Origin of the sequence: Nonomuraea sp. NPDC049714, from assembly GCF_044465295.1 — a bacterium.
Taxonomy (GTDB): Bacteria; Actinomycetota; Actinomycetes; order Streptosporangiales; family Streptosporangiaceae; genus Nonomuraea.
On record NZ_JBITLM010000024.1, the window covers coordinates 1 to 20679 of the forward strand.

General features: G+C 68.3%; 19 protein-coding genes and 2 pseudogenes. 10 read left to right on the forward strand and 11 right to left on the reverse strand.

The genetic code is table 11. The features are described 5' to 3' along the window. Window positions 1-215, reverse strand: a pseudogene (locus ACIBQX_RS48795) (IS481 family transposase); the annotation flags it as partial. A gap of 492 nt (window positions 216-707) precedes the next feature. Between ACIBQX_RS48795 and ACIBQX_RS48800 the strand changes: the two are divergent. Beyond that, window positions 708-1544, forward strand: a pseudogene (locus ACIBQX_RS48800) (IS5 family transposase); the annotation flags it as partial. Window positions 1545-2312: 768 nt separating this feature from the next. After that, complete coding sequence (locus ACIBQX_RS48805) at window positions 2313-3125, forward strand: FG-GAP repeat domain-containing protein (RefSeq protein WP_397017331.1); 813 nt, start codon at window positions 2313-2315, stop codon at window positions 3123-3125. Between the two features lie 11 nt (window positions 3126-3136). Here ACIBQX_RS48805 and ACIBQX_RS48810 read toward each other — a convergent pair whose 3' ends face one another. Continuing rightward, the gene (locus ACIBQX_RS48810; protein WP_397017333.1) at window positions 3137-4087 is read right to left on the reverse strand and encodes a hypothetical protein; all 951 of its coding nucleotides are present in this window, start codon (window positions 4085-4087) and stop codon (window positions 3137-3139) included. Then, complete coding sequence (locus tag ACIBQX_RS48815) at window positions 4074-4535, reverse strand: hypothetical protein (RefSeq protein WP_397017335.1); 462 nt, start codon at window positions 4533-4535, stop codon at window positions 4074-4076. The genes ACIBQX_RS48810 and ACIBQX_RS48815 overlap by 14 nt, the downstream gene beginning before the upstream one ends. A 521-nt stretch (window positions 4536-5056) precedes the next feature. Here ACIBQX_RS48815 and ACIBQX_RS48820 point away from each other — a divergent pair. Further along, window positions 5057-5224: a hypothetical protein gene (locus ACIBQX_RS48820; RefSeq protein ID WP_360657385.1), complete on the forward strand. Its 168-nt coding sequence runs from the start codon at window positions 5057-5059 to the stop codon at window positions 5222-5224. Between the two features lie 71 nt (window positions 5225-5295). On the opposite strand, the gene ACIBQX_RS48825 is transcribed toward ACIBQX_RS48820, so the two are convergent. Then, window positions 5296-5949 carry a LysE family translocator gene (locus tag ACIBQX_RS48825; protein WP_397017337.1) on the reverse strand — a complete coding sequence of 218 codons (654 nt, stop codon included), beginning with the start codon at window positions 5947-5949 and terminating at the stop codon, window positions 5296-5298. A 30-nt stretch (window positions 5950-5979) separates the two neighbouring features. Further along, entirely contained in the window at window positions 5980-7245 is a 1266-nt protein-coding gene (locus tag ACIBQX_RS48830) for a S1 family peptidase (protein WP_355047060.1), read from the reverse strand. Window positions 7246-7898: 653 nt separating this feature from the next. On the opposite strand from ACIBQX_RS48830, the gene ACIBQX_RS48835 reads away from it, so the two are divergent. After that, window positions 7899-8738 (forward strand): hypothetical protein, encoded by an 840-nt coding sequence (locus ACIBQX_RS48835; protein WP_397017340.1) that lies wholly within the window; start codon window positions 7899-7901, stop codon window positions 8736-8738. A 64-nt stretch (window positions 8739-8802) separates the two neighbouring features. After that, the gene (locus ACIBQX_RS48840) at window positions 8803-8991 is read left to right on the forward strand and encodes a tyrosine-type recombinase/integrase (protein WP_397017481.1); all 189 of its coding nucleotides are present in this window, start codon (window positions 8803-8805) and stop codon (window positions 8989-8991) included. A gap of 925 nt (window positions 8992-9916) precedes the next feature. Here the strand turns inward: ACIBQX_RS48840 and ACIBQX_RS48845 are convergent. Next, entirely contained in the window at window positions 9917-10366 is a 450-nt protein-coding gene (locus ACIBQX_RS48845) for a hypothetical protein (protein ID WP_397017342.1), read from the reverse strand. A gap of 164 nt (window positions 10367-10530) precedes the next feature. Between ACIBQX_RS48845 and ACIBQX_RS48850 the strand changes: the two genes are divergently transcribed. Next, window positions 10531-10689, forward strand: coding sequence for a hypothetical protein (locus tag ACIBQX_RS48850; RefSeq protein ID WP_397017344.1), 159 nt, complete (start codon window positions 10531-10533; stop codon window positions 10687-10689). A gap of 31 nt (window positions 10690-10720) precedes the next feature. On the opposite strand, the gene ACIBQX_RS48855 is transcribed toward ACIBQX_RS48850, so the two are convergent. Continuing rightward, window positions 10721-11203 (reverse strand): hypothetical protein, encoded by a 483-nt coding sequence (locus ACIBQX_RS48855; RefSeq protein WP_397017346.1) that lies wholly within the window; start codon window positions 11201-11203, stop codon window positions 10721-10723. A 395-nt stretch (window positions 11204-11598) separates the two neighbouring features. Here ACIBQX_RS48855 and ACIBQX_RS48860 point away from each other — a divergent pair, with 395 nt between their 5' ends. Together ACIBQX_RS48860 and ACIBQX_RS48865 are read left to right on the forward strand one after the other, a co-directional pair. After that, on the forward strand, window positions 11599-12120 hold the full coding sequence (locus ACIBQX_RS48860; protein WP_397017348.1) for a hypothetical protein: 522 nt from the start codon (window positions 11599-11601) through the stop codon (window positions 12118-12120). Then, window positions 12068-15421, forward strand: coding sequence for an AAA family ATPase (locus tag ACIBQX_RS48865; protein ID WP_397017349.1), 3354 nt, complete (start codon window positions 12068-12070; stop codon window positions 15419-15421). Before ACIBQX_RS48860 ends, ACIBQX_RS48865 begins: the two co-directional genes overlap by 53 nt. Before the next feature lie 53 nt (window positions 15422-15474). Here the strand turns inward: ACIBQX_RS48865 and ACIBQX_RS48870 are convergent, their stop codons facing one another. Next, window positions 15475-15744 (reverse strand): hypothetical protein, encoded by a 270-nt coding sequence (locus tag ACIBQX_RS48870; RefSeq protein WP_397017351.1) that lies wholly within the window; start codon window positions 15742-15744, stop codon window positions 15475-15477. 224 nt (window positions 15745-15968) lie between these two features. On the opposite strand from ACIBQX_RS48870, the gene ACIBQX_RS48875 reads away from it, so the two are divergent. Beyond that, window positions 15969-16895 carry a hypothetical protein gene (locus ACIBQX_RS48875; protein WP_397017353.1) on the forward strand — a complete coding sequence of 309 codons (927 nt, stop codon included), beginning with the start codon at window positions 15969-15971 and terminating at the stop codon, window positions 16893-16895. Between the two features lie 378 nt (window positions 16896-17273). Further along, a complete protein-coding gene (locus ACIBQX_RS48880) occupies window positions 17274-18428 on the forward strand; it encodes a hypothetical protein (protein ID WP_397017355.1) in 1155 nt (384 codons plus the stop codon). 142 nt (window positions 18429-18570) lie between these two features. Here ACIBQX_RS48880 and ACIBQX_RS48885 read toward each other — a convergent pair whose 3' ends face one another. The 3 genes from ACIBQX_RS48885 to ACIBQX_RS48895 form a co-directional block, all read right to left on the reverse strand. Then, window positions 18571-19365 carry a hypothetical protein gene (locus ACIBQX_RS48885; RefSeq protein WP_397017357.1) on the reverse strand — a complete coding sequence of 265 codons (795 nt, stop codon included), beginning with the start codon at window positions 19363-19365 and terminating at the stop codon, window positions 18571-18573. Window positions 19366-19385: 20 nt separating this feature from the next. After that, window positions 19386-20099, reverse strand: a complete 714-nt coding sequence (locus ACIBQX_RS48890; RefSeq protein WP_397017359.1) for a ParA family protein — start codon at window positions 20097-20099, stop codon at window positions 19386-19388. Between the two features lie 140 nt (window positions 20100-20239). Continuing rightward, window positions 20240-20656 carry a hypothetical protein gene (locus ACIBQX_RS48895; protein ID WP_397017361.1) on the reverse strand — a complete coding sequence of 139 codons (417 nt, stop codon included), beginning with the start codon at window positions 20654-20656 and terminating at the stop codon, window positions 20240-20242. Between the last annotated feature and the right edge of the window lie 23 nt (window positions 20657-20679).

Genomic DNA, 20679 nt, shown 5'->3' on the forward strand with positions numbered 1-20679 from the left:
ACCTCCCGTTGGTGCTGGGGCTTGCGGACTTTGAACCGTGCGATGGGTTTGGTGGTGGTGCGGGCGACCTCGGCGATGATCTGGCCGGCGTGGGTGATGCGGAAGGTCCCGTCGGTGTCTTCGATGGTCACGGTCGCTCCGGCGTGGCCAATGCCGACGCGGATGCGCTGTCCAGCGATGGAGAACTGGCCGCGGCTGCTGACCCGCCGCTGCACGCGGACGGGCTCGATGGCTGGTTGGGGTTCGGGGCCGGCGGGGCGGGTTATCTGGGGTGCCGTGAGAGCGTCAGGCATGTAAGGCATGTGGGCTTTCGTGAAACGTGCCTGACAAGTTATCTGGGGTTGTCAGGCACGTTGGGCACCGGGGAAAGGGTCATGCGTGCCGCCCTTGCGCGGTGTGTGGAGGGGGCGGGACCACCGACATCGCCCTGATGGGCTGCGTCCTGGCCGACGGAGCGTTGCCTGGAGGCTGTCGCCCGCCCTGGTGGCGGCGCTGCACCACGACGGCCCGGTCGTAGTGGAGGACTTCCAGCTCTAAGAGCCTGCTGACAAAGGAATTTGGCGTCGGCGTGCGTAAAGGGACTGCCGGGGTGTGGTCATCGTTGAGCTGTTAATCCGTGAACAGGAGCGGGCTCCCGGTAGCTGAGGTGTTGTCTAAGCAGCTCAGCGGCCAGGAGCCCGTGGTTGTCTGTCTACACGCCTGCGGTCGTGAATGCCAGCGGTTGCGCCTCACCGGGGTGCGAATGTCGCGGCCGGAAACCGGCATACCCGTCGGATCTCACCGACATCGAATGGGAGGTCCTGGAGCCCGAGGCTCGGGCGATGATGGCCGAGCTGGTCGTGGTCACGGGCAGGCCGATGATACATGATCTGCGCGCGAGGCTGGATGCGATCAACTACGTGACCCGGTATGGGATCGAGTGGCGGGCCCTGCCGGTCGACTTCCCGCCTCATGCGGCGGTCTACGCCTTCTTCCTGCGCTGGTCCCGGCGTGGTCTGCCCGAACGGCTCGCCGGACGCTTACGCGGCCGCCTGCGCATCCTGGCCGGACGCGGCGAGCTGCCCACGGCCGGGTGCATCGACTCCCAGACGGTCAAGGCGGCCGAGACCGTCGGCGCGGCAGCCTGCGGGTACGACCCGGGCAAGAAGATCAAGGGGCAGAAGCGGCATATCGCGGTCGACACGCTCGGGCTGCTGTTGTGCGTGATCGTCACCGCCGCGTCGGTCCAAGATCGTGACGGCGCACACCCGCTGCTGGCCCGGCTGCGGGAGAAGTTCTCCACCATCGCGCTGGTCTGGGCGGACGGCGCCTACGCCGGGCGCCTGCTCACCTGGGCGCGCGACGTGCTCCACCTGACCGTCACGATCGTCAAGCGCTCCGACGACGTCCGCGGCTTCGTCGTGTTGCCGCGCAGGTGGGTGGCAGAACGAACCTTCGCCTGGCTGACCCGCTACCGCCGGCTGGTGCGGATCTACGAACGCAGGCCCGAGCACCATGAAGCCCTGATCTGGTGGGCCATGGTGCACCAGATGACCCGTCGCCTGACCCGCGAACTGGCAGGCCGGCCACCCCCGGGCCGATGGGCCGACCCGCCGCCACTGCCGGACCTGTCCAGCCCCGACCGGCGCGGCAAGGTCCTGGAACTCCTGGCCGGCCAGCCCTGGCGGGCCTGGAAAGGGGCCGAGCTGGCTGCCATCCTCGGAATCGAGAACGTCAACAGCTTCCGGGTCCAGCTGTCCCAATGGTCCCACCAGGGCTACATCAACAAGATCGGACCAGCACTCTACGGCCCCATGCCCACGAGCGCTTAAGGCTTCGTCAGCAGGCTCTAAGACTTCCTCAACGCCGCCGACCCGGAACTGGTCTACGACCTCGACGAAGCCGAGGAAGGCGTTCTCCTCCCGAGCGTGACCCCAGCCCCAAGGTCGAGTGATCGTCGCAGGTCGCCCCTCGTGACGGCTTCTCATGGCAGGTGCGGGTTTCGGTCGGGACAGCCGGGGATGAGAGTCCGGCGGCTTGTGCCGCGATAACGATGACGGGCACGTTTCCGCAGGTCGTGGTGCTCGCTACCGGCCCTTATTGTCAACCCGTGCACGGGCGTCTGGCTACTCAGCGCTACCTGGCGGCGCGGGACATGTTCGGGAGCGGAGAGCTCTCTAAGAACGGTCGTCAGCTGCTCCCTGACGATGGTGCCGGGGTGAGCGATTTCCACGTGGCTCACGCGGCTACGGGCCTACTCTTTGTCGGTGTTGTCCAGCATCAGAGGTTGGCGGAGGCCATCCGCGCGCGTATGGCGGATCTTGCTCTGGGCGGTGGTCCTGGTGGAAACGGCCGCTATCGTGCTCTCCTGGCAGCTGTCGCCGGAGCCCGCGACAGAGCAGCCCGCGCCGCATGCTCGCGCCGCTGCCACGGAGCTGTCGTTTCCTGAACGTCAGAGTTCCTGCCCGGAGATCTTTGGCCGCTGTCTGGGAGCCCGTTTCGCCGACGTCGACGGCGACGGCCGACGCGACGTCGTCGGGCTGACCTTCAGTAGCGCCGACAGCACGCCGGACGCGCTTGGCACGCTGGTGGCGCATGTCCTGCTGGCCGACGGGACGGTCAGGCGCGAGGCTTTGTATCCCTACAGCTCCCACTCCGATGTGCTTTCCCAAGTCGGCTGGATAGGGCTCAGCGACGTCAACGGCGATGGCCGTGCGGAGTTGTTCGTCGCGCATAGTGACCTCGGCCTGGACAAGGGGGACTACGTCGCCCACGTTTATGCCTTCACCCGGACGTCGGCCCGTCCCGACGAGCCGGTGCCGCACTCGGTGGTGATCGAGCGCACCGAGAGGGATCCCCTGTGGGAGCCGTTGCGGAACATGACCAGGATGACCCTTTCGAAGAGGAGCGGATTCATCTGCGGAACGGGTGAGAGCGGCCGTCCCCAGGTCATCGAGTGGGGCATCGGGCGCAGCGGCGGCATCGACCCGCAGTATTACAAGTTCGAAATATTCTGGGAGGCCGGGCCCGACGGCGTCTTCCACTACGCAAAAGAGCTCACCGATAAATCGCCCACGAAACCGCAGAAGGCCAGCCATCCCTCCGGAGCGCGGTGTGCCGGGCTCTCGCCCTTTCCTCAGCGGTAACCCGGCCGGGGTCAGCTCGGGCGAGAGCACGCCTTAAAGCCCTTGGTATGCGACATGCGCATCGTCTGGTAATCAAACCACCAGCCGTCCTGATACGGCTTGGCACGGCAGGCGGCGACCCGGAACGGCTGCCCATCCTGATCCTTTACGATCAGAGTGCGCACTCCGCGTTCACCTTCCACGGCGTATTGCACATGGAGCGCGAACTGCGCGGTGTAGCGGCTGGTGGTGGCGTGCACAACCAGGATCGCGTCTTTGTCCTTAGGCCGGAACAGGAGCGTCCTCTTGGCGAAGTAGGCGGCTCCTGGGGCATCGGCCCGTGGCGCCTCCCGGGCGACCGGAACCGGAGCATCAAGATCGAAATACAGTTCGGAAGAGGGCTGGCCGCCCTGGTCGCTGACGATGACGACCGTGCCGTTCAGGGGATCGGTACGCCGCAACTCCTCTACGGTCACGTTCGTTACACGGACCTCCTTGTCGGTCAGACGCTCCAACCGGATCTGGACCGCCAACGCGTCGAGGTAGGCCCCGCCTTCCGTCTTGACTCGCGCGGCCAGCGCCTGCAGGTCGCTATTGGGGTAGGCCTTCAGCTGGGTTTGCTGGGCCTGGTCGAGCGGCTTGGGCGATACCACCTTCACGACGCTGCTGTCCGTGCCGACCAGGTGCGCAACATGGCCGACGCGCAGCGGGGCTCCACTACGGAGCGGTTTGCTCACAGCCGGGTTGCTCACGGGGCGCTGCTCGGGGGGATTCATCAGCACGTTGATGAGGACCGCTCCGAGTCCGACGGCGAGGATCCCGGCGAGCCATGTGCTCATACGGGCCCACCTCGAGGGGATGGCGCCTTCGACGATGTGGCCCGGCTCGTGAGCCGGCGGGTAGTGGTGATGGTGTTCGACGCCGACGGCCTTGTTGATGGCGTTGCCGTGAAAGTCGATGTGGTCGCCTTCAGCGGGGCTCATCTTCGTCTTTCGCAGCGGGGGAAGGCTCAGGCTTCAGGCTGGAGACGTGCTTTCCGACGACTGTGCCGTGGAAGGTGTTGTGGTGAAACTCGATGTGGTCGCTGCCATAGGTGCGCTGGTGATCATCAGTCGGATCTTCTTGCCGGTGGGCTGGGCTAACCGCTGGCTCCGGCGAGCGCGATGGGCCCGTCGTGGCCGGGCCAGCGGTGGTGCCGGAGGCTGAGACCTGCGCTTGCCGGTGTTCGGCACGTGTCTGCGCCTGCAGCGTCACCATGGCCACCACCAGCCCGGTCAGACCGAACGCGATCCCGGCGAACATGCTGATCACGCTGGCCCGCCAGCTCAGTATCTCCACCCATTTGTCCGGAACGGCCAGCGGATCAGCGAAGAACCAGATGAGCCCGGCCGTGAGCGAGGCTGCCAGCACCACCGCTGCGGCGATCGCCATCCTGCGCCATGGCCGTGCGGCAGACGCTCGCGTCGTTTCTCCTAAAGCTCCAGGCATACGCCTAGCGTGCTCTTGAATCAGCACGAGGGTGGCCGCGGTGACAAATGCGTTACCCGCGCCTATCTTCCGGGCCCGGCACTCCGATAGGGGGGTCAGAACTGCCCAGGATCCACATTGAGGGCGGACCAAGTACGCCAGAGAGGGGCAGCGGCTTGACATAAAGAGACTTAGCGAGCACCACGACCTGCGGAAACGTGCCCGTCATCGTTATCGCAGCACAAGCCGCCGGACTCATCCCTGGCTGTCCCGACCGAACACCTGCCATGAGAAGCCGTCACGAGGGGCGACCTGCGACGATCACTCCACCTTGGGGCTGGGGCCACGCTCGGGAGGAGAACGCCTCCTCGGCGTTCTGTTCGCTCGGCACGCTGCTCCACCGGTTGCTCGGCCGTGAACCTCCGCTCTGTCCATCGCGCCGGGCACGTCCCCCGCTACAGAACCGTGAGCGGAACGCGTGGCGCGTGGCCAAGCCGCTCGCCGCGATGGTGGAGCTGACGAAGCTGATCGAGCCGGCCGATCTCGTCGGACCGGATCACGGCTTCGACTGGCTGCCGATGCCGTACGGCTCGGGCCGGCGGCTGCCGCACGCGGCCACCGACCCCGGCCCGACCAGCCACGGTTGGCGATAGCGAGCGACGGGACCTGGTAGCGAGGGATGCTCCACGAAGATGGGGACGGCCGCGTAGACAGCACCCGGGCCCTAGTCTCCGAGCGCGAGCCGGATTCCGAAGGCGGCGATCACGGTCCCGGTGACCCGGTCCAGCAGCCGCCTGGCCCGCTCCTTACGGAGCCATCCGCGCAGTCCGCGGGCGAAGGCGACCAGGGCCGTCGACCAGAGCAGCCCGAGCGCGACGTGCACCGAGGCGAGCAGGATCCCCATCGCCAGATGGCTGGTCTGTGCCGGGATGAACTGCGGCAGCACGGCGACGTAGAAGACGCCCACCTTCGGGTTGAGCAGGTTCGTCGTCAGGCCCTGCCGGAAGCCGCGGAGCATCGTGTCCGTTCCCGAGGTGACCGGGTGCCCGTCCATAGGGGTGGCCGGCTCTCCGTCGGCCGCCTTCCTGCGGAAGGTGCCGGCCAGCATCCGGGCGCCCATCCAGACCAGGTACGCCGCGCCGGCCCAGCGCAGCGCCTCGTACGCGATGTGCGAGGCGGTGAGCAGGGCCGTCACGCCGAGCGAGGTGAGCGCACCCCACATCAGGGTGCCGGTCTGGATCCCCAGGACCACGCCCCACGCGCTGCGGTGGCGTCCGAGGGCCGCGGTCCTGAGGATCAGGGTGGTGTCCAGCCCCGGGGTGAGGGTGAGAAGCCCGACAATGAGCGCGAATTGCCATATGGAGGTGGTAACTGCCACGGCAGGCACCTTACCCGGGGGCCGGCGGTGTCACGCGTACAGCAGAGAGACGTCGATGCTGGAGATGTAGTTGATCGCCATGTAGACGGCCCAGTTGCAACCGGCGGTCCCGGTTCCGGTGGACGACTGGCCCTTGTAGATGCCGTAGGCCCGGTTGGCGTTGAACCAGGGGCCCCCGCTGTCACCCGGGTAGCACTTCAGGTTGGCACCGGACACCCGGATCCAGGTGGCCGCGCAGGTGGGGCCGTCGCAGGCGTTGCGCCAGGTCGGGCGGTAGGAGATGGTGCTGACCCGGCCACAGCTGTAGCCGGTGGACTTCCCCCGGTGACAGACGTAGTCGCCGTTCTGGCCGCTCCGCACCACGCGCCCGGTGACCGGCCGCGTCGCCTCGGTGCTGGCGGCATGGAACCTCGCGTAGGCGACCATGTTGGGACGGGTGTGCCACTGCACGTCGCTGGTGGCGTTGCGTTCCTGCCTCCGGAAGGAGGTCGTCACCCAGGTGCTGGAACCGTAGAGGCGGTACCGCTGCGTGTTGCCGCAGTGCCCGGCGGTGAGGATGCCTTTCTCACCTGCGCCGTTCCTGACGGAGAATCCGCTGGTGCACGTGTCCATCCGCAGTCCGCCCCGCTGGCCGTCGCCGGCGGACTGCGGCGTGAGCCTGATCTCGGCGGAGCGGATCTCCGCGGGCAGGGAGGCGGGCAGCGTCGCCCGCAGCGAGGTGATCACCTCCTCCCGCGAGCGGTCGCCGGTGGCCGCGCCGACCATGTCCAGCACGAATCGCTCGTTGGTCGAGTCGTAGAAGACGCCGTCGACCGCGCCGTGCGTGTCGAGGGTGTTCCCCGTCGAGTCGATGATCTTCTCGGCTTGGGCGAGGCTGTATCGCGCACCCGCTTGGAGGGTGACCCCCGGCACGCCCTTCACGATCTGCGCGGCCTGCTCGGGGACCGTGTCACCGGTGAAACGGACGCGCAGGCCGAAGTCGCCCTCGTGTTCGACCGTCGATCCGGCGAACGTGTCGGGATGGGCCGCTTCGATCTCCTCCACCAGGGCGCCGAAGTCGTTCTGCGCCGTGAGCCTGGCCCGCGCCTGCTCTGTCGTGACCCCGAACTCCTTGGCGTAGGACTCGGCGTCCACGGCGAGACCGTCCTCGGTCCCACCGGCCTCGGGGTCGAGGTCCCCGGGGTCGTCGTCGACCACGGCGACGGACGCCGCCTGCACCGGGACCGGCGCCAGTAGTCCGCCCATGGATAAGAGGAGTACGGCCAGCACTCCCGGCACCCGCTTGCTGATCCCCATCTTCGTCCCTTCCTCGTCCGCCTATAATGGTGATCATCGGCGGACTGGATTAATGATCGTTGCACGCGTCGGCAGCAGCGTGGAATACGTCGGGAATACGCCCGGTCTATCCGGCATCGAGAGATGACTTCGGGCGGAGCCCCTTTGCCGGGGGCGCCTGTCTTTGCAGTGATGCTGAAGGAGCCGGGGGGTAACGGCGATCAGCGGCCAGATGCGCCGGCAACCCAGGTGATCGTCAGATTGCACGATCACTCTGGACGCCTCATCACGGACCGCTAACAGGCGAAGAAGCCCCAGGTCGCTACCGCCAATTTCGGCACTCAGCCTCCCCGAAGGCCTATTGCTCGGTGGGCGGTCGGCAAGCCGGAACGGGAGGTCGCGGACTACTACCGTCGTAAGGGCGCTCAGTTCGGGGTCTCAGTAGCAATGGAGCAGGATCCAACGGTGTTGCTACTGACCTGCGGGAACTCCTCGAGAAACACGATCACGGGACGGCGGGCCTAGCTTCCATCCACGCAGGTCAGACCCATATCTGTTGGATTTTCCGCGATTACTACCGGGACCCCGAGGAGTGGGAGGCGGCGGTCAAGCGCCCGATCGTCACCGATGAGATCTACGGGATCGGTGGGCTGGAGGCGCGCACCTACAACCGGATGCCGGCGGGGACCTCAACGCCGGACGAGACGGCCGCCTACCTGGACAAGTGGGCGCTCGCGCACGCCCAGGCCGACGGCCGCGACGTCGGCGAGCGTCCGGTGTCCGGCGGGCTGGCCCGGATGTCTCCCCTGATCGAGCTGATGACCTTGACGGACCGCTCCAGCGCGTTGCGTGAGGAGTTCCTCGCCCACATGACGTCCACGCTGCGCACTGTGCTGCTGCCCGATCTCGACATCGACCTCACCCACGCGATGACCGAGCTGGAGGAACTGCTGCTGACCTACGGCGGCTGGGAAGAAGACGGCGGGGTGGAAGCCGGTGAGCTGCCCGCCCCGCTCGCCGCTGGCGCCGCCCTGAACGCGCTGCGCAGGGTGTGGGACGCGATCGCGCCCACCCAGGGCGAGCGCGCCACCAAGGCCGGGCGGACCGGCCGCCTGCTGGCCAGTGACGGCCGGTATGAGTTCGTGCCGCTGCGCCTGGTCGACGTCGAGGCGGCCGACGTCGACATCCTCGCCGCGGCGGCCCGGGTGCTCGGCGACCCGAGCGCGAGCGACGCCGTACGCGAAGGGCTGGAGGAAGGCCGCGCCAGCATGCCCGCCGGCGAGCTCGTCATGCGCGCCGCCCAGCTCGCCGGGCTGCTGGACCTGGCCGACACCGACGACACCGAGCTGCTGCGCGAGCGCCTGGCCGCCGCCGGCCCCGCCGACGACGTGGTGCTCACCGAGACCGAAGAGCAGGCGTACCGGCGCACCGTCGACCGGGTCAACGGCATGTGGACGCTCGGCGACCCAGTGGAGCGTTTTCGATACGACGGCGACCGCAGGGGGCGGCCATGACAAACCCGGCCTGCTACTCCCTGCCGGTGTTGCTCAGCGCGGCCGCGCGCAGGCCAAGGTCGAGATCGACATCCACCAGCTGCGCCACGCCCACGCCACCGAACTCGTCAATGCCGGGGTGTCCATCGAGGCCGTGCCCCGCCGCCTCGGCCACGCCTCCACCGAGGCCACCCAGCTCTACGCGCTGCTCGACGACAAGGTCACCGACGCCGAAATCCGCGCCGCGCGACGCCGTCGCGACCGCGCCACCTGAACGGGGACGGTCCTCCAGGCCCCCGCACAGCTGTGCGGGGGCCTGATGGTGTCGCCCTTTCACCAGCGGGTCGTGCCGTGACGACCTTGCGGCTACGGAGACGCCTGGGTTTCAGCTCCGGAGCGGGTTCCCTCCACGCGGTGAAGACCACAACGCTGGTGACGTTCACCATGATGGCCAGGCCGTATAGGGCGAAGAGTGTGATCGATGGCTTAGCAACGTGGATGCTGGCCCCGATCGCTAGAAGAGAGGTCGTCGGGAATATGGAGCGAAGCCCCCAGTAGGCGAATCGTCCTCGCGGGAGCGGGTGCTGCTGGACGAAGTGCTCCCAGCCGAGATTATGGTGTCCCACGCGATCTTCCACTCCACTGCGGAGGTAAGCCGCAATACGAGTGATCAGGTGTGCCTTGTACAGCCATACGATGCCCAGGATCAGAGACAGCAGCGGGTAAACCAGGACGATTGCGGCGTTGTTATTTTGAAGCCCCACCGGCACGATGGCGCCGAAGGCTACAACTGTCAGCGTGATGATCTGAGACTGCAGACCTGTTAAGTGCACGATCTCGGCGCGCAGGGCGGTGAATTCAGCAACCGCCAGGGGGGTGGGATCCCACGCGGGAGAAGTCTCTGCCACAGGTGGGATATGTACCCACTTCCCCCGAGTGTTCCCCGCGACCGGGGCTCGGCGACCGTCTGGCTTGCCCCGTCCGGGACCCGACGCTACCGGCCCGGACGCCTGCCCAGCATTCCCACCAGCAGGCCCCCGCACAGCGCGTGCGGGGGCCTGCTGCTGTTCATGGAGCAGCCGTTGACACCCGGCCGCCAGACCTGACCGAGGCCCAAGCGGAAACCTCACTGACCAGAATCCCAGGACCCTGAAACCATCAAGATCACATCAGAGTTAGCGCACAGTGTTGCCCGGCGCTCAGGCAGCGCCGCCGCGCTCGTCGAGCCCGTCAGCCGTCCACCGGTTGGTGAGGATCATCGGCAGGCCGGCCACCACGGCGACCGCGACGACCGGCGCCAGGACGTGCAGCGCCAGCCCCCAGAGGCTGAACGTGTCGGCGACCCAGGGCAGGTGGGGCCAGCCGCACAGCACGAGCATCACCGCGAGGAACAGCCGCTCGATCCGTACCAGCTTCGGCGAGCGGATCGGCTGACCGCGCGTGATCAGGTAGACGCGGGCGCCGAACACGGCCAGTACGAGTAGCGACATCGCCGGTCCGATCAGCCACCCGGTTACCCACTCGCGCGTCCAAGGGGCGGATCCATCTGCGGCGACACCTTGAATCTCAACGCTGGTCCAGGCCAGCGCCAGCGTCAACACGATCATTCCTGCGACTGCCAGCCGGTCGGCGGCGTTGGTGGGGGCCATGCGGTCACCTCAGCACGCGCGGGCGATTGCCGAAAGACGATGTTGGCGGACCTCGCGGACAGGCTTACGCGCCCGTGCGCGACACTCACGTACCGATGCATCTTTGACGTACGGGTTGCTCCGGCATGCCCAGTTGCCGAACGCGCGCGGGTAGGCCGGAGGACATGAGCAGACACACTCCCTGGGACAAGGAAGCCGCCGCCCGGGTGCAGTCCGCGGTCGCCAAGGACCCAGACAGCCCCAGCGCACGCGACGGCCTGGACCGCGAAGCGCAGTCACAGGCCGACAAGAACGAGCACCAGGACGACGAAGACGACTGCTGATGAAGTGGGCCGGCAAGTGAAGGTCACCGAGTCATTTGGTGGCCGTGGGACTGGACGTGGTGGTCGGCGTGGGTGATCCTGGCGAGTTGCCCACAGGGTCGTCGACACGAACCTCGGGAACCTGGCCGGGGGGAGCTCCCTCCTTGACCTTGTCGACAACTGGCGCGATCGCGTTGTACATCCGGAGTGACAACGGATCGGCTGGGCCGCTCTCCGGGAATGCGTCCGATCCCAGGATCCGCAGGTAGTCCACGAGCTGAGGGCCGGACAGGTCGACCGTGACCAACCTGCTGGGGCCGGGAGTCACCTTCGCCGCCTTGATCTCCGGATCGTTATATCCGCCGATGGACGTTCTTTCCCACAAGTCTTTTACGCACACGATCCGGAACGTCGTGAGGCCCGCGGCTTTCCGCAGCCGGCTTTCGTGTTCTTCGGGGGGAGCCCCGCATCCGACGATGCTGGCGAGCATCATGCTCGCCAGCGCGACCGCACTCCACGTACGAGCCAGTGTCACGGCCTGCCTCCCTCGCCGTCGCCAAGCCCTGATGGCCCTCAGGCTCGCCGCGCCCCGCCCGCCAAACAAGATCCCTCATGGGTCACGTGCGGGACACAAAGGTGTGGCAGCAGCCTGGCGCGCCCCCGAGGTTTCCCCTTCTCCGCCGGCAGGCTCAACCGGCACGCACAGCGAGCCGAAGCGGACGATCCAAGATCCTCAACGATTCCCTTCACCAGTCTGGCCACCACAACCTCAGCAATATCTGACAGTCCTCATTGCCCGACATCATCATCAGATGTCACCATTCACTTAAGGTCAAGATCGGAAGAAGAACCCAGGTATGGCTGACGCCATACGAAGGACCGAAGAACCGCAAGTCAGGTGCGGTGCGGGGTGGGTGGAGGTGATCGGGCGTGGCGTGGGTGACGGTGCTCGGTCCCTGCCAGGCGCAGATTGACTACCGGCTGAACGAGGGCGCCGGCTGCGATCAGGTCGCCTACCGCCTCGCCGATGACAGCGCCCGTGGCGAGCTCGCCGGAGGTGAGCAGGAGCAGGGGCGCGGCCTGACGTGGATCGGGTCCGGCCTCGCCCAACTGGGCTTGGAAGGCAAGGGCATCGCAGCGGGCCTGCCGCTGACCGCCGAGCACCACAAGGCCGCCCGGGCGTTGATGGACGGCTGCCACCCGGGCACCGGTGAGCAACTGGTGGAGCCGAAGAAGGCGAGCCATCCGCTGTCACGCCTGGCCGCCATCGGCTTGCTGCAGGCGCTGCAGCAAGCCGCCGGCGAGGCCGACGTCACCGTGGAGACTCTGGGTCATGTGGCACCGATCGGCGCGGCCGGTGCGTGGGCAGGTGGGGGATCCGCATCTGCACGCTCATGTGATGTTCGCCGGCATGCTGCGCGGCACCGACGGCACGTGGGGCGTGTTTGGTGACGGCGGCCGCGACCTGCACCGGCACGTCAAGGCTGCGGGCACGCTGGTGCAGGCGCGGTTACGGCGGCTGCTGAGCGAGCGGTACAGCATCGCCTGGCGGCGCGATGAGCACACCGGTGCGTGGGAGATCGCCGGCGTCGGCGCCGAGCTGCGCGCGCTGTTTTCCAAGCGGGGCGGCCAGGCCGCCGCCGAGCTGCTGGCCGCGATGGGCCTGGACGACATCGCCGTGGCTACCACGGTGGCCAGCACGGCGCAGCGTAAGGCCGCCGGTGCCAAGACTCGCGCGGCCAAAGACAGTGTCCGGGCGGGGCCGGTGGATGCGCGCACGTCCTGGCGTGAGCAGGCCCGCGCCGCCGGCACCGAGGCAGCCGCCCTGACCGCCGCCTGCCTGGCGGCCACGCCCGGCCTGGCGCAGCGGCCCAGCCCGGCGGAGATCGCCGCGTGGATCTGGCGGCCGGAGGACGGCCTGACCGGCCACACCAAGACGGTGTCGCGGGCCGACGTGCTCGCCGAGGTGATGGACGCGTTGCCGGACGGCGTCGAGGGCCTGGCCGACGCCGACGCGCTGACCGACCAAGTGCTGCGGTACGGCCCGGTGGTGCAGGTGGAGAGGCCCGCCGGGGCGGCCACCTTGTCCAACGGCGAGCGCTACACCTCCACCGACATCACCGGCGCCGAACAGGATGGCCTGGCGGCGGCGCGCGCCGGGTACGGGGCGGGCCTGGCCGTCGTCGACGACGCGGCGGCCGCGCTGGCCATCGACGCCTACCAGGCCGGTACCGGGCTGGCGCTGTCGGAGTCGCAGCGGCAGGTGGTGGAGCGGCTGGTGGGCGGCGGGCACGCGGTCGAGGCGGTCATCGGGGTGGCCGGCGCGGGCAAGACGACCATCATGGCCGCCGCCCGATCGGCGTGGGAGAGCCGCGGCCTGGTGGTCGCGGGCGCGGCCACCGCCGCGGTGGCGGCGATGGGGCTGGCCGCCGAGTCCGGCATCGCCTCTCGCACTATCGCCGGCTGGTTGCAGCGCATCGAGCGCGGGCCCGGCCTGGACGGCGTCGACGTCCTGGTCGTCGACGAAGGCGCGATCGTGGACGACCGGCAGCTGGCCACCCTGCTGACCGAAGCCGCCCGCACCGCGACGAAGGTGGTGCTGATCGGCGACCCGGTCCAGCTGCGCGCGATCGGCGTCGGCGGGTTGTTCGCGGCGATCCACCGACAGGTCGAAGGCCTGGTACTCGGCGAGAACCGGCGCCAGCGCGATGCGGGCGAGCGGGCCGCGCTCGCGCTGTGGCGGGCCGGGAAGCGTGAGCAGGCGTTGCGCACCTGGAGCCAAGCCGGGCGGGTGCACGCCGGCCGCCAGGCTGAGGACACGATGGCGCGCATGCTGGCCGACTGGCAGCGCGCCCGCGCCCGCTACGCCGGTGACGTGCACGCCGAGCTGGCCGCGGTGGCGCTGCTGGCCGGCAGTAATGCCGACGTCGACCGGCTCAACAACGCGGCCCGCGCGGTGCGCCGGGCCGCCGGTGAGATCACCGGCCCCGATACCCGCTACCACCAGGTCGGCGGCCGCACGCTGGCCCTGGCCGTCGGCGACCACGTGCGGGTGCACAAGAACGACTACCGGGCCCGGCGCGGCCACGGCGGCGCGGACGTGCTCAACGGCTACCGCGGCCGCGTGCGGGCGATCGACGATCAGCGGCGGGTGCTGGTCGAATGGCGCGCCCCGCACCCCGACGGGCCCCGCCTGCAACAGGAATGGATCACCTCCGACTACATCGCCGCCGGCGGCCTGTCGTACGGCACCGCGATGACGGTGGCCGCCACCCAGGGCGTCACCGTCGACCGGGCCTTGGTCTACGGGATGCATTTGGACCCGCACAGCCTGTATGCGTCCATGTCCCGCGACCGTGAGGCGGTCCGTCTCTACCTGCCGCGTGAGCTGCTGGAGACCGACGCCGACCGGGCCCGGCTCGGCGAGCCGGACGGCTACCCGGTCGAGCTGCAGCGCGCACTGGCTGCCTACGCCAACATGCTGCAAGGCGACCGCGCCGACCGGCTCGTCACCGTCGAACCCCACCCCATCGCCCGCCAGCACGCCGAGCGCGTGAGTGAACTCGAGCTCGCCCCGCAGGCCGACGCCCAGCGGGCTGTCGAGCGGCTGGCCGACTGGGCCCGTGACCGCGCCGAGCGTGACACCGGGCGAGACGCTGAGCCTGAAGCGGGGCGGGAGGGCACGCCCGCGCCGGGGCGAGATGCCGGCGGCCGCCAGGACGACGCCGAGCGCACCCGCAACGCCCCGTCGGCGGGCGATGGCGGGCGGCTGGTCGACCAGGACGCCGAAGTCCTCGCCCAGGCTCGTCAGCGGCTGCAGGACGCCGAGCGGGAGGCGCGGGTCGCCGTACAGCGAGCCGGCGCCCTGCTGGCCCTGAGCCGGCTCCCGCTCGGAGCGGGCCTGCTCACCGACGCGCAGCTGGCCGCCCGGCGGCGGCCGCTAACCGAGCGCCTGACGGCGGCGGCCGCCTCCGTCCGGGCCGCCGAACAGCAGGCCCGCCGCCACGCCCGCGACGGTGGCGGCCCCGCCGAAGCCGCGCTGCAGCGGCTGCGGGACCGGCTCGCTGAGCAGGTCCGCCAGATCGACGCGGCCGACGCGGCCGCCCGGGAGTTGCAGCGCGCCCGGCAGAGTGTGATCGACGGCCGTGAGCAGATCCGTCGGCTGAGCCAGCGCGAGGCCGACCTCCAGCGCGAGCTCGCCTCGCTGGGCAGGCTGCGCCCCTCACACCGGGCCCGCCGTCGCGAACTGCAGGCCGACGTGCCGCGCATCCGTGCCGAGCTGGCGGCCGTGCGCGAGCGGCTGGAGCAGGTCCGTCGGCAGGGCCCGGCCTTGCAGGCGGCTGCCGAGCACGCCGCCACCCAGGCGCCTTCGGGCAACGTGTGGCCGCTGGTCCGCCGCCGCCATCACGACCTCGAACGCGATCTCGACAGCGCCCTGCGCGGCGCCCGGGCCCGCGACGTCGACGATGCCGGCCAGCGCGCGACCCGGGCCCGCCACGACCACGACCTGGCCCACGCCGAGCTGGCGGCGGTCCAGGAGGAACAGCAGCGCCGCGCCGACCTGCCGCCCGACCGGCGCGACATCGAACGTGCCGCCCGCGCTGAGCACGCCCAACGCCAGCGCCAGGCCCGCGAGGACGGCCCCACCCGGCCGGCACCCGGCCAGCAGCGCGAACAGGAACGCCAGCGCCGGGAGGCATACCGGCCGCCGCCCAGCCACGGAGTCGACCGCGGGCCCGGCCTGTCCCGCTGACCTTCCCGGGCCCCGCCGGCTACGCCGACGGGCGGCGGGGACCCGGGGGGCGGTCAGCTCATGCTCTCGGCAAGCAGCTGGTCGACGCGGTCCGGCTCCACGCCGGTCGCGGCCGCGATCAGCGGCACCAGGCTGCTGACGGCCGGGATGTGCTGGCCGTACAGCGGGCCGATCCCCACGTGCGGCGCATCCGCGATCGGGTCGTCGGGCAGGTTGTCGCGCCACAGCTGCGCCCACCAGCTGCCAGTGCCTTCATCCCACCCCCACACGCTGCGGTTCTCCCAGCCCTCCACGTACAAGCCGAACGGCCCTGGATTTCTCATCCCGATTCCCCTCCATCAGCGTCCGCGCCTGTCTCGGCGGCCGCGTGCGTCAGTGAATCAGCCGCCGCCGACGCGGCCCGGAGATCAGCTGTCGCGCACCCACGCGCCTGGCTCGCGGTGTCGGCCGCCCACCGGGGCGGGGTCTCTTCGCCGAGGCCCGTCGTGATCGGTCTCATGATCCGTTGTACGCTGCCGGCACGGCCGGATGAGAGGGAAGCAGCGACATGACTGCTGATCTTGAATTAACTGCGCGTCAGGCCGCCAAGGCGCTGCGCGACTGGACCTGGCGGCAACCCGAGACGAAGGCCGGGGGGCGCGGCGGTACGCACATCGGAGTGGGCGTCCTGCGCTGTGCGCTGTGCGGCGGGACGCTGGTCGGAAGCGACATGGCGACGGGCTGGTATGCCTCGATCGCGTTATATTCCTGCGCCGATTCCGACTGTGAGCAAACTGGTGTGCCTGTAACCGAAGTGGATGGCGAGCTGGAGACGTTTACCCGGAAACGCCTGGCTGAGCCTGCGGTCGTCGCCCGCTGGCGAGCCGCCTACTTGGCAGAGTTGGATGACCGGATCGCTGAAGCCCGTCCCGTTCTCCCATGGTGCCGCGATCAGCGGCGACGCAGGCAACTGAGTCGTAGATTGGCGCTGTTCGACGGTTCGGCCAGGTGTGTGAGCTCATCCATGGGCAATCTGTTCTTCTTCGGGGCCGAGCTGGCGGACGTCGTCTACGAGCGGGTCCGTACGGCTGGGGAATCGAAGCAAGGCCGCTCCATCAGGGAGCTGACACAGGCGGCGGCGGAGTGGAGAACTCTCTGGCGCGACATCCACGGGGTAGCGCGACGAGACGTGCGTCGCGTGCTCGGACGCCGGCACTTAAAGGAGATCTACGACGAGTGGGATCGGCTGCAGGAGCGACTGTGGGATCTGCTGAACGAGACTGACTGGCAGTATCCATATCCGGCACGACTCCCTCTGCAAGACAGGGCCATGGACCAGAAATGGTCACAGTCCCCCGGTGTCATGGCGCGGCAGCGACGATCTTTGCTGGCCTACGCGCTCGGCGACGACCAGCTGGTGGTAGCCGCAACCAAGGCCGCCGGATCCCGTGTCCGGGTCGATGCCCCCGCCAGCGATGACGCAGAACAGAGCTGACACGCCCACGACCCGCTCGCCGGACCGCGGCATGTGATAGCCGAGCTGCTGCGCGCCCACCGCCCCGGCACCAGCGGACTCCTCAAAGGGTCACAACCGTCGCAGCTCGGCGAAGCTCCGATCGACCAGCTTAGTGTCGTCGTGCCGCGCCCTGTCGGGTGGTGGCTCTTGGCGCACGGGCGCAGCCGTACGGCGAGGCGATCAACGGCGCCGGGCGGCCACTGGTCCAGGCACTCGCAGGCCTGATGACCGGTTCGTTCTTCCCAGATGGTGGGCGGTCTGCCAGGCGCAGTACAGCGACGACAGATCTCCGTCTGGATTGTCGCTCGGGGTCGCTAGGGTCTCGATCCACCAGCACATGATCACGTTGGAGGGGCAATGGCTGGACTGCTTCGAGGTGTCGAGGACGAGGTGCCGATCTCGTACGGTCGCTTCGACCTTCGTGACGGATCCGGGCTCGGCCTGGAGGCCGAAGAGGAGGATGAGGTCGGCTCGTTGCTGACCGGCCCGGACGCGATCGCCCTCGGGCAGCTCAGGATCAAGAGCCAGGCGCGGGCGCGTACGGCGCGTGTCCGGATGGAGGCATGGGACGCCGAGCCTCCTGCGCCCGGTGAGCCGTGGGCCGAGGCCGGGCAGGTCGTCTACCTCAGCCCGGGCGGCACGGTGCTGCTGTGCGGCCTCATGCACAGCCCTTCTGGGCAGGCTCTGCTGCTGGGCCCGCCGTTCTTCGCCTACGGCGTGCGCGCTTACACCGGGCCCGTACGCACCCAGCCGGCTGACTACGACGCGAGCGTGAGCGAGGCCGTCGAGGAGGCGTGGCTGCTGAGGTTCTGGCCGCTGGCCGATGCCGCCGGCCCGGTTCTGCGCGCGGAAACGGAGGCGACCGGATGGGATCCCGAGAGGATGCGTGACGTTCTCCCGCTGGCCTCTGACACCACCGTGGCACGGCCAGAGCGCTGGCCCGCACTGCTTCCTTCGGCTGTGCCCGAGTTTCCGGTCAGGGTGCCGCTCCCGTTTTCTCCTGCCCAACTGGAGCGCGTCCCCCGCGACGAGTTCATCAGCCGCCAGTTCATTCCTCAGGAGACCGCCGATGCCTGGCGGCGCATCGAGGAGACGCTGGGCGATCTGCGTATGGACATGCTCGGCAACCTGCCCAGGAACATCCAATCCTGGCCGCAGTCGGAGCTCGATCTGTACGCCGTGCAGTTACGGGTGAGCATGCGCATCGGCGAGGAGTTGAACCCGCACGACGCGCCAACCTACCGACTGGATCCCTCCAGCGTCCGCACCGTTCTGCTCAGGCCCGCTCCCGGGATCAGCGGCCGCGCCTGGACATTTGGCAAGGACGACAACGACCATGCCGAGGTGTTCTCGGTCGACCGGCAGATCATCGCCCGTGACCGCATCCGCCGACTCACCCTGCTGACCGGGATCGTCACCATCCTGCGCCACGAGAACGAACTCGTCGAAGTCCGCGCGGCGACCGAGGCCGAGGCGGCCCGGGTGCTCATGGTCGAGAAGATGCGGGGCTAACCGTGCGCCTGTGCGTCATGATCCGCGCCCGCGCGGCCACCGCTCCCTCACGCCGGTAGAACCGATCGAGGGCCGGCGGGCGCCGAAATTGCGAAGGGCGCGTGACGTTTGTCCACGCGCCCTTCTTCTAGGGTGAGCTCACCTAATCTTCTGCTGGTTCGCCTTCCAGTTCGCCTTCCAGCTTTGCTCGCAGTTCCTCGGGAAGGTCGTTTTTGATCTCCGATGCGACCTTGAAGAGCTTGTAGGCCACAGCGAAGCCCTTCTCTGGAGCGTCTTGGGCTAGGTTTCGGAGGCCATCTTCGTCATCCAGCACAGTGAGGGCGTCGTCATACCGCTTCCAGAGCGAAGACGAGGTGTTCTTGCTCTCCTTCGTGGTGTTCGGCTGGAGGTAGCCCAGGTCAATAGCCGTTTTCTCCAAGGCGGCAGCCGACTTTCGGCCGGGCGTTGCCTTCCACACCTCGATCGCAGCATCGTGGCTTACGTCGTACCAGACCGGGGCGATAGCGTGCCCCTGACCGGCGCTGATCTCTTTATCCGAGTACTGAGCCAGTCCCTGGATTACTGGACCGATCAAGATGAGACGGTTTCCGTAGGACGCTGTCCAGTTCCAGCGGATGCGCAGGTACTCAGGCCACGACTTATAGCCGCTGGGTTCCCACTTCTTGCCGTCCCGGATGTATCCAAGCAGCACGCCAAGCTCGCCGTAGAACTGGCGGTGGATCGTGGTGATCCGGTTTTCGATCTCCTCCAGTGAGGAGTTGCCGTCGATCTCGACAACAAATTTGTTGTCGAGATCCGTAGAGGAGACGATCTTCCCGTCGATCGGCTCAGGATCGGATGAGGCTTCGACATCCGCCCATGGTGGAGAGACGTCACCCAGTTCTTCACGTCGGGCGAGAAGTTCGTCGAAGCCCTTGCGCCTGTTCTGCTTGCTCATGGGTTCATCCCTGGCCGCCGTCATGCGCGGGCCCCGTGGACCCGGCCGATGTTGAGCAGGAGTTCGGTGTGTACGGCCGCGATGTCCTCACGGATCTTCGGCGCGTACCGCTCGTTCCAGCGAGTGATGGGCACGCCCGCTTTGAGGCTGTTGGGCCAGGCCCGGTAGAGCCGGACGAACGAGTGGAAGTGCGGTATGCCCTGGTCTTCGAGAGTCTTCCAGGCGTCCATCACGTGATCAGCGCCGACTTGAGGGTTGGCTTTGGTCACGACCACGGCATGCGGGATGCCCAGTTGGGCTACCCGCTTGGCAGTTCGCAGCGTGGGGAGAACCGATTCTGGCTCATGGTCGTAGGGGATGAGGACGAAGGTGGAGGCCTTGACGATCTGGGAGAGAATGTCGTGGCCCTCCAGACTGCCGGGGCAGTCGACGAAGATGGTGTCGTACTGGCGCATCTTGCGTACGTTGGCGACCTGGCTCGGGTCCAACTCGTGCACCACGTCGTAGCCAGGGGTCTCCATGACGCTGGTCAGATCGTAGGCGTTGGCCTGTGGGTCGATGTCCCAGACGAACGCCTTGCCGTTGGCCTTGGCCGTGTGGGCGGCCAGGGATAGCACCAGCATGGTCTTGCCGACGCCGCCCTTTTGGTTGGCGATGGTCACGAGAAATGTGTCGGTGCGGCGAGTGATGGCCGCAGTGGTTGCGCCGCTCGGAGCGGTGGCATTTGTGGTCATGGGCGCCACGATCTCACATCGGTGTGCACGTGTATCGGACGCTCGCCATAGTGATCATGGGTCAGGTGGTCTCATGGTCGGAAATCATGTCGCTTGCCCTCGTTCTCCCCACGTCACACAAGGATCGTCCAGGAGGGGGGTCAGCGGCCGTAGTCGTCCGTAACGTATTCGAGAAGCTTCTCGGCCGACTTCACGACTTCCTTGGCGAGCGCCCGGGCGGATCTGTTCTTCCGCATCTCTGCCAGCCGCGCCGCGCGTTCGTCCTGACGGCAGTTCAGCGGGTGCAATCCATAGTTCATGATCTGTAGCTCCAGGCAGCCGATCACGAACGCGAAGTCCTCGCGCGTGCCCTCTTTGTACCAGCTGAGGAACTCGTAGATCAGCCCCACAGATTCCGAAACTTCTGTGGGGTCCCAGCAGCGTTCCGTCAAGCAGGAGGCCCATCGGTAGGCTTCCAGCATCCGCTCTCGCTCGGTCACCTCGCCCGCGCCGTATGCCCAGGCAGTTGCTCCGTATCCCGGCATGCCCATCGTGGCCCCCTGCTCAGGCAGTTCCACGTACTCGCCGTAGAGGTCTTGCC

Bases quoted from the DNA above. Each gene is read 5' to 3' on its own strand.
- ACIBQX_RS48810 (WP_397017333.1), bottom strand. From the start codon at position 4,087: ATGAGCCCCGCTGAAGGCGACCACATCGACTTTCACGGCAACGCCATC.
- ACIBQX_RS48815 (WP_397017335.1), bottom strand. From the start codon at position 4,535: ATGGCGATCGCCGCAGCGGTGGTGCTGGCAGCCTCGCTCACGGCCGGG.
- ACIBQX_RS48830 (WP_355047060.1), bottom strand. From the start codon at position 7,245: ATGGGGATCAGCAAGCGGGTGCCGGGAGTGCTGGCCGTACTCCTCTTA.
- ACIBQX_RS48835 (WP_397017340.1), top strand. From the start codon at position 7,899: ATGCCGGCGGGGACCTCAACGCCGGACGAGACGGCCGCCTACCTGGAC.
- ACIBQX_RS48845 (WP_397017342.1), bottom strand. From the start codon at position 10,366: ATGGCCCCCACCAACGCCGCCGACCGGCTGGCAGTCGCAGGAATGATC.
- ACIBQX_RS48850 (WP_397017344.1), top strand. From the start codon at position 10,531: ATGAGCAGACACACTCCCTGGGACAAGGAAGCCGCCGCCCGGGTGCAG.
- ACIBQX_RS48865 (WP_397017349.1), top strand. From the start codon at position 12,068: ATGTTCGCCGGCATGCTGCGCGGCACCGACGGCACGTGGGGCGTGTTT.
- ACIBQX_RS48870 (WP_397017351.1), bottom strand. From the start codon at position 15,744: ATGAGAAATCCAGGGCCGTTCGGCTTGTACGTGGAGGGCTGGGAGAAC.
- ACIBQX_RS48875 (WP_397017353.1), top strand. From the start codon at position 15,969: ATGACTGCTGATCTTGAATTAACTGCGCGTCAGGCCGCCAAGGCGCTG.
- ACIBQX_RS48880 (WP_397017355.1), top strand. From the start codon at position 17,274: ATGGCTGGACTGCTTCGAGGTGTCGAGGACGAGGTGCCGATCTCGTAC.
- ACIBQX_RS48885 (WP_397017357.1), bottom strand. From the start codon at position 19,365: ATGAGCAAGCAGAACAGGCGCAAGGGCTTCGACGAACTTCTCGCCCGA.
- ACIBQX_RS48890 (WP_397017359.1), bottom strand. From the start codon at position 20,099: ATGACCACAAATGCCACCGCTCCGAGCGGCGCAACCACTGCGGCCATC.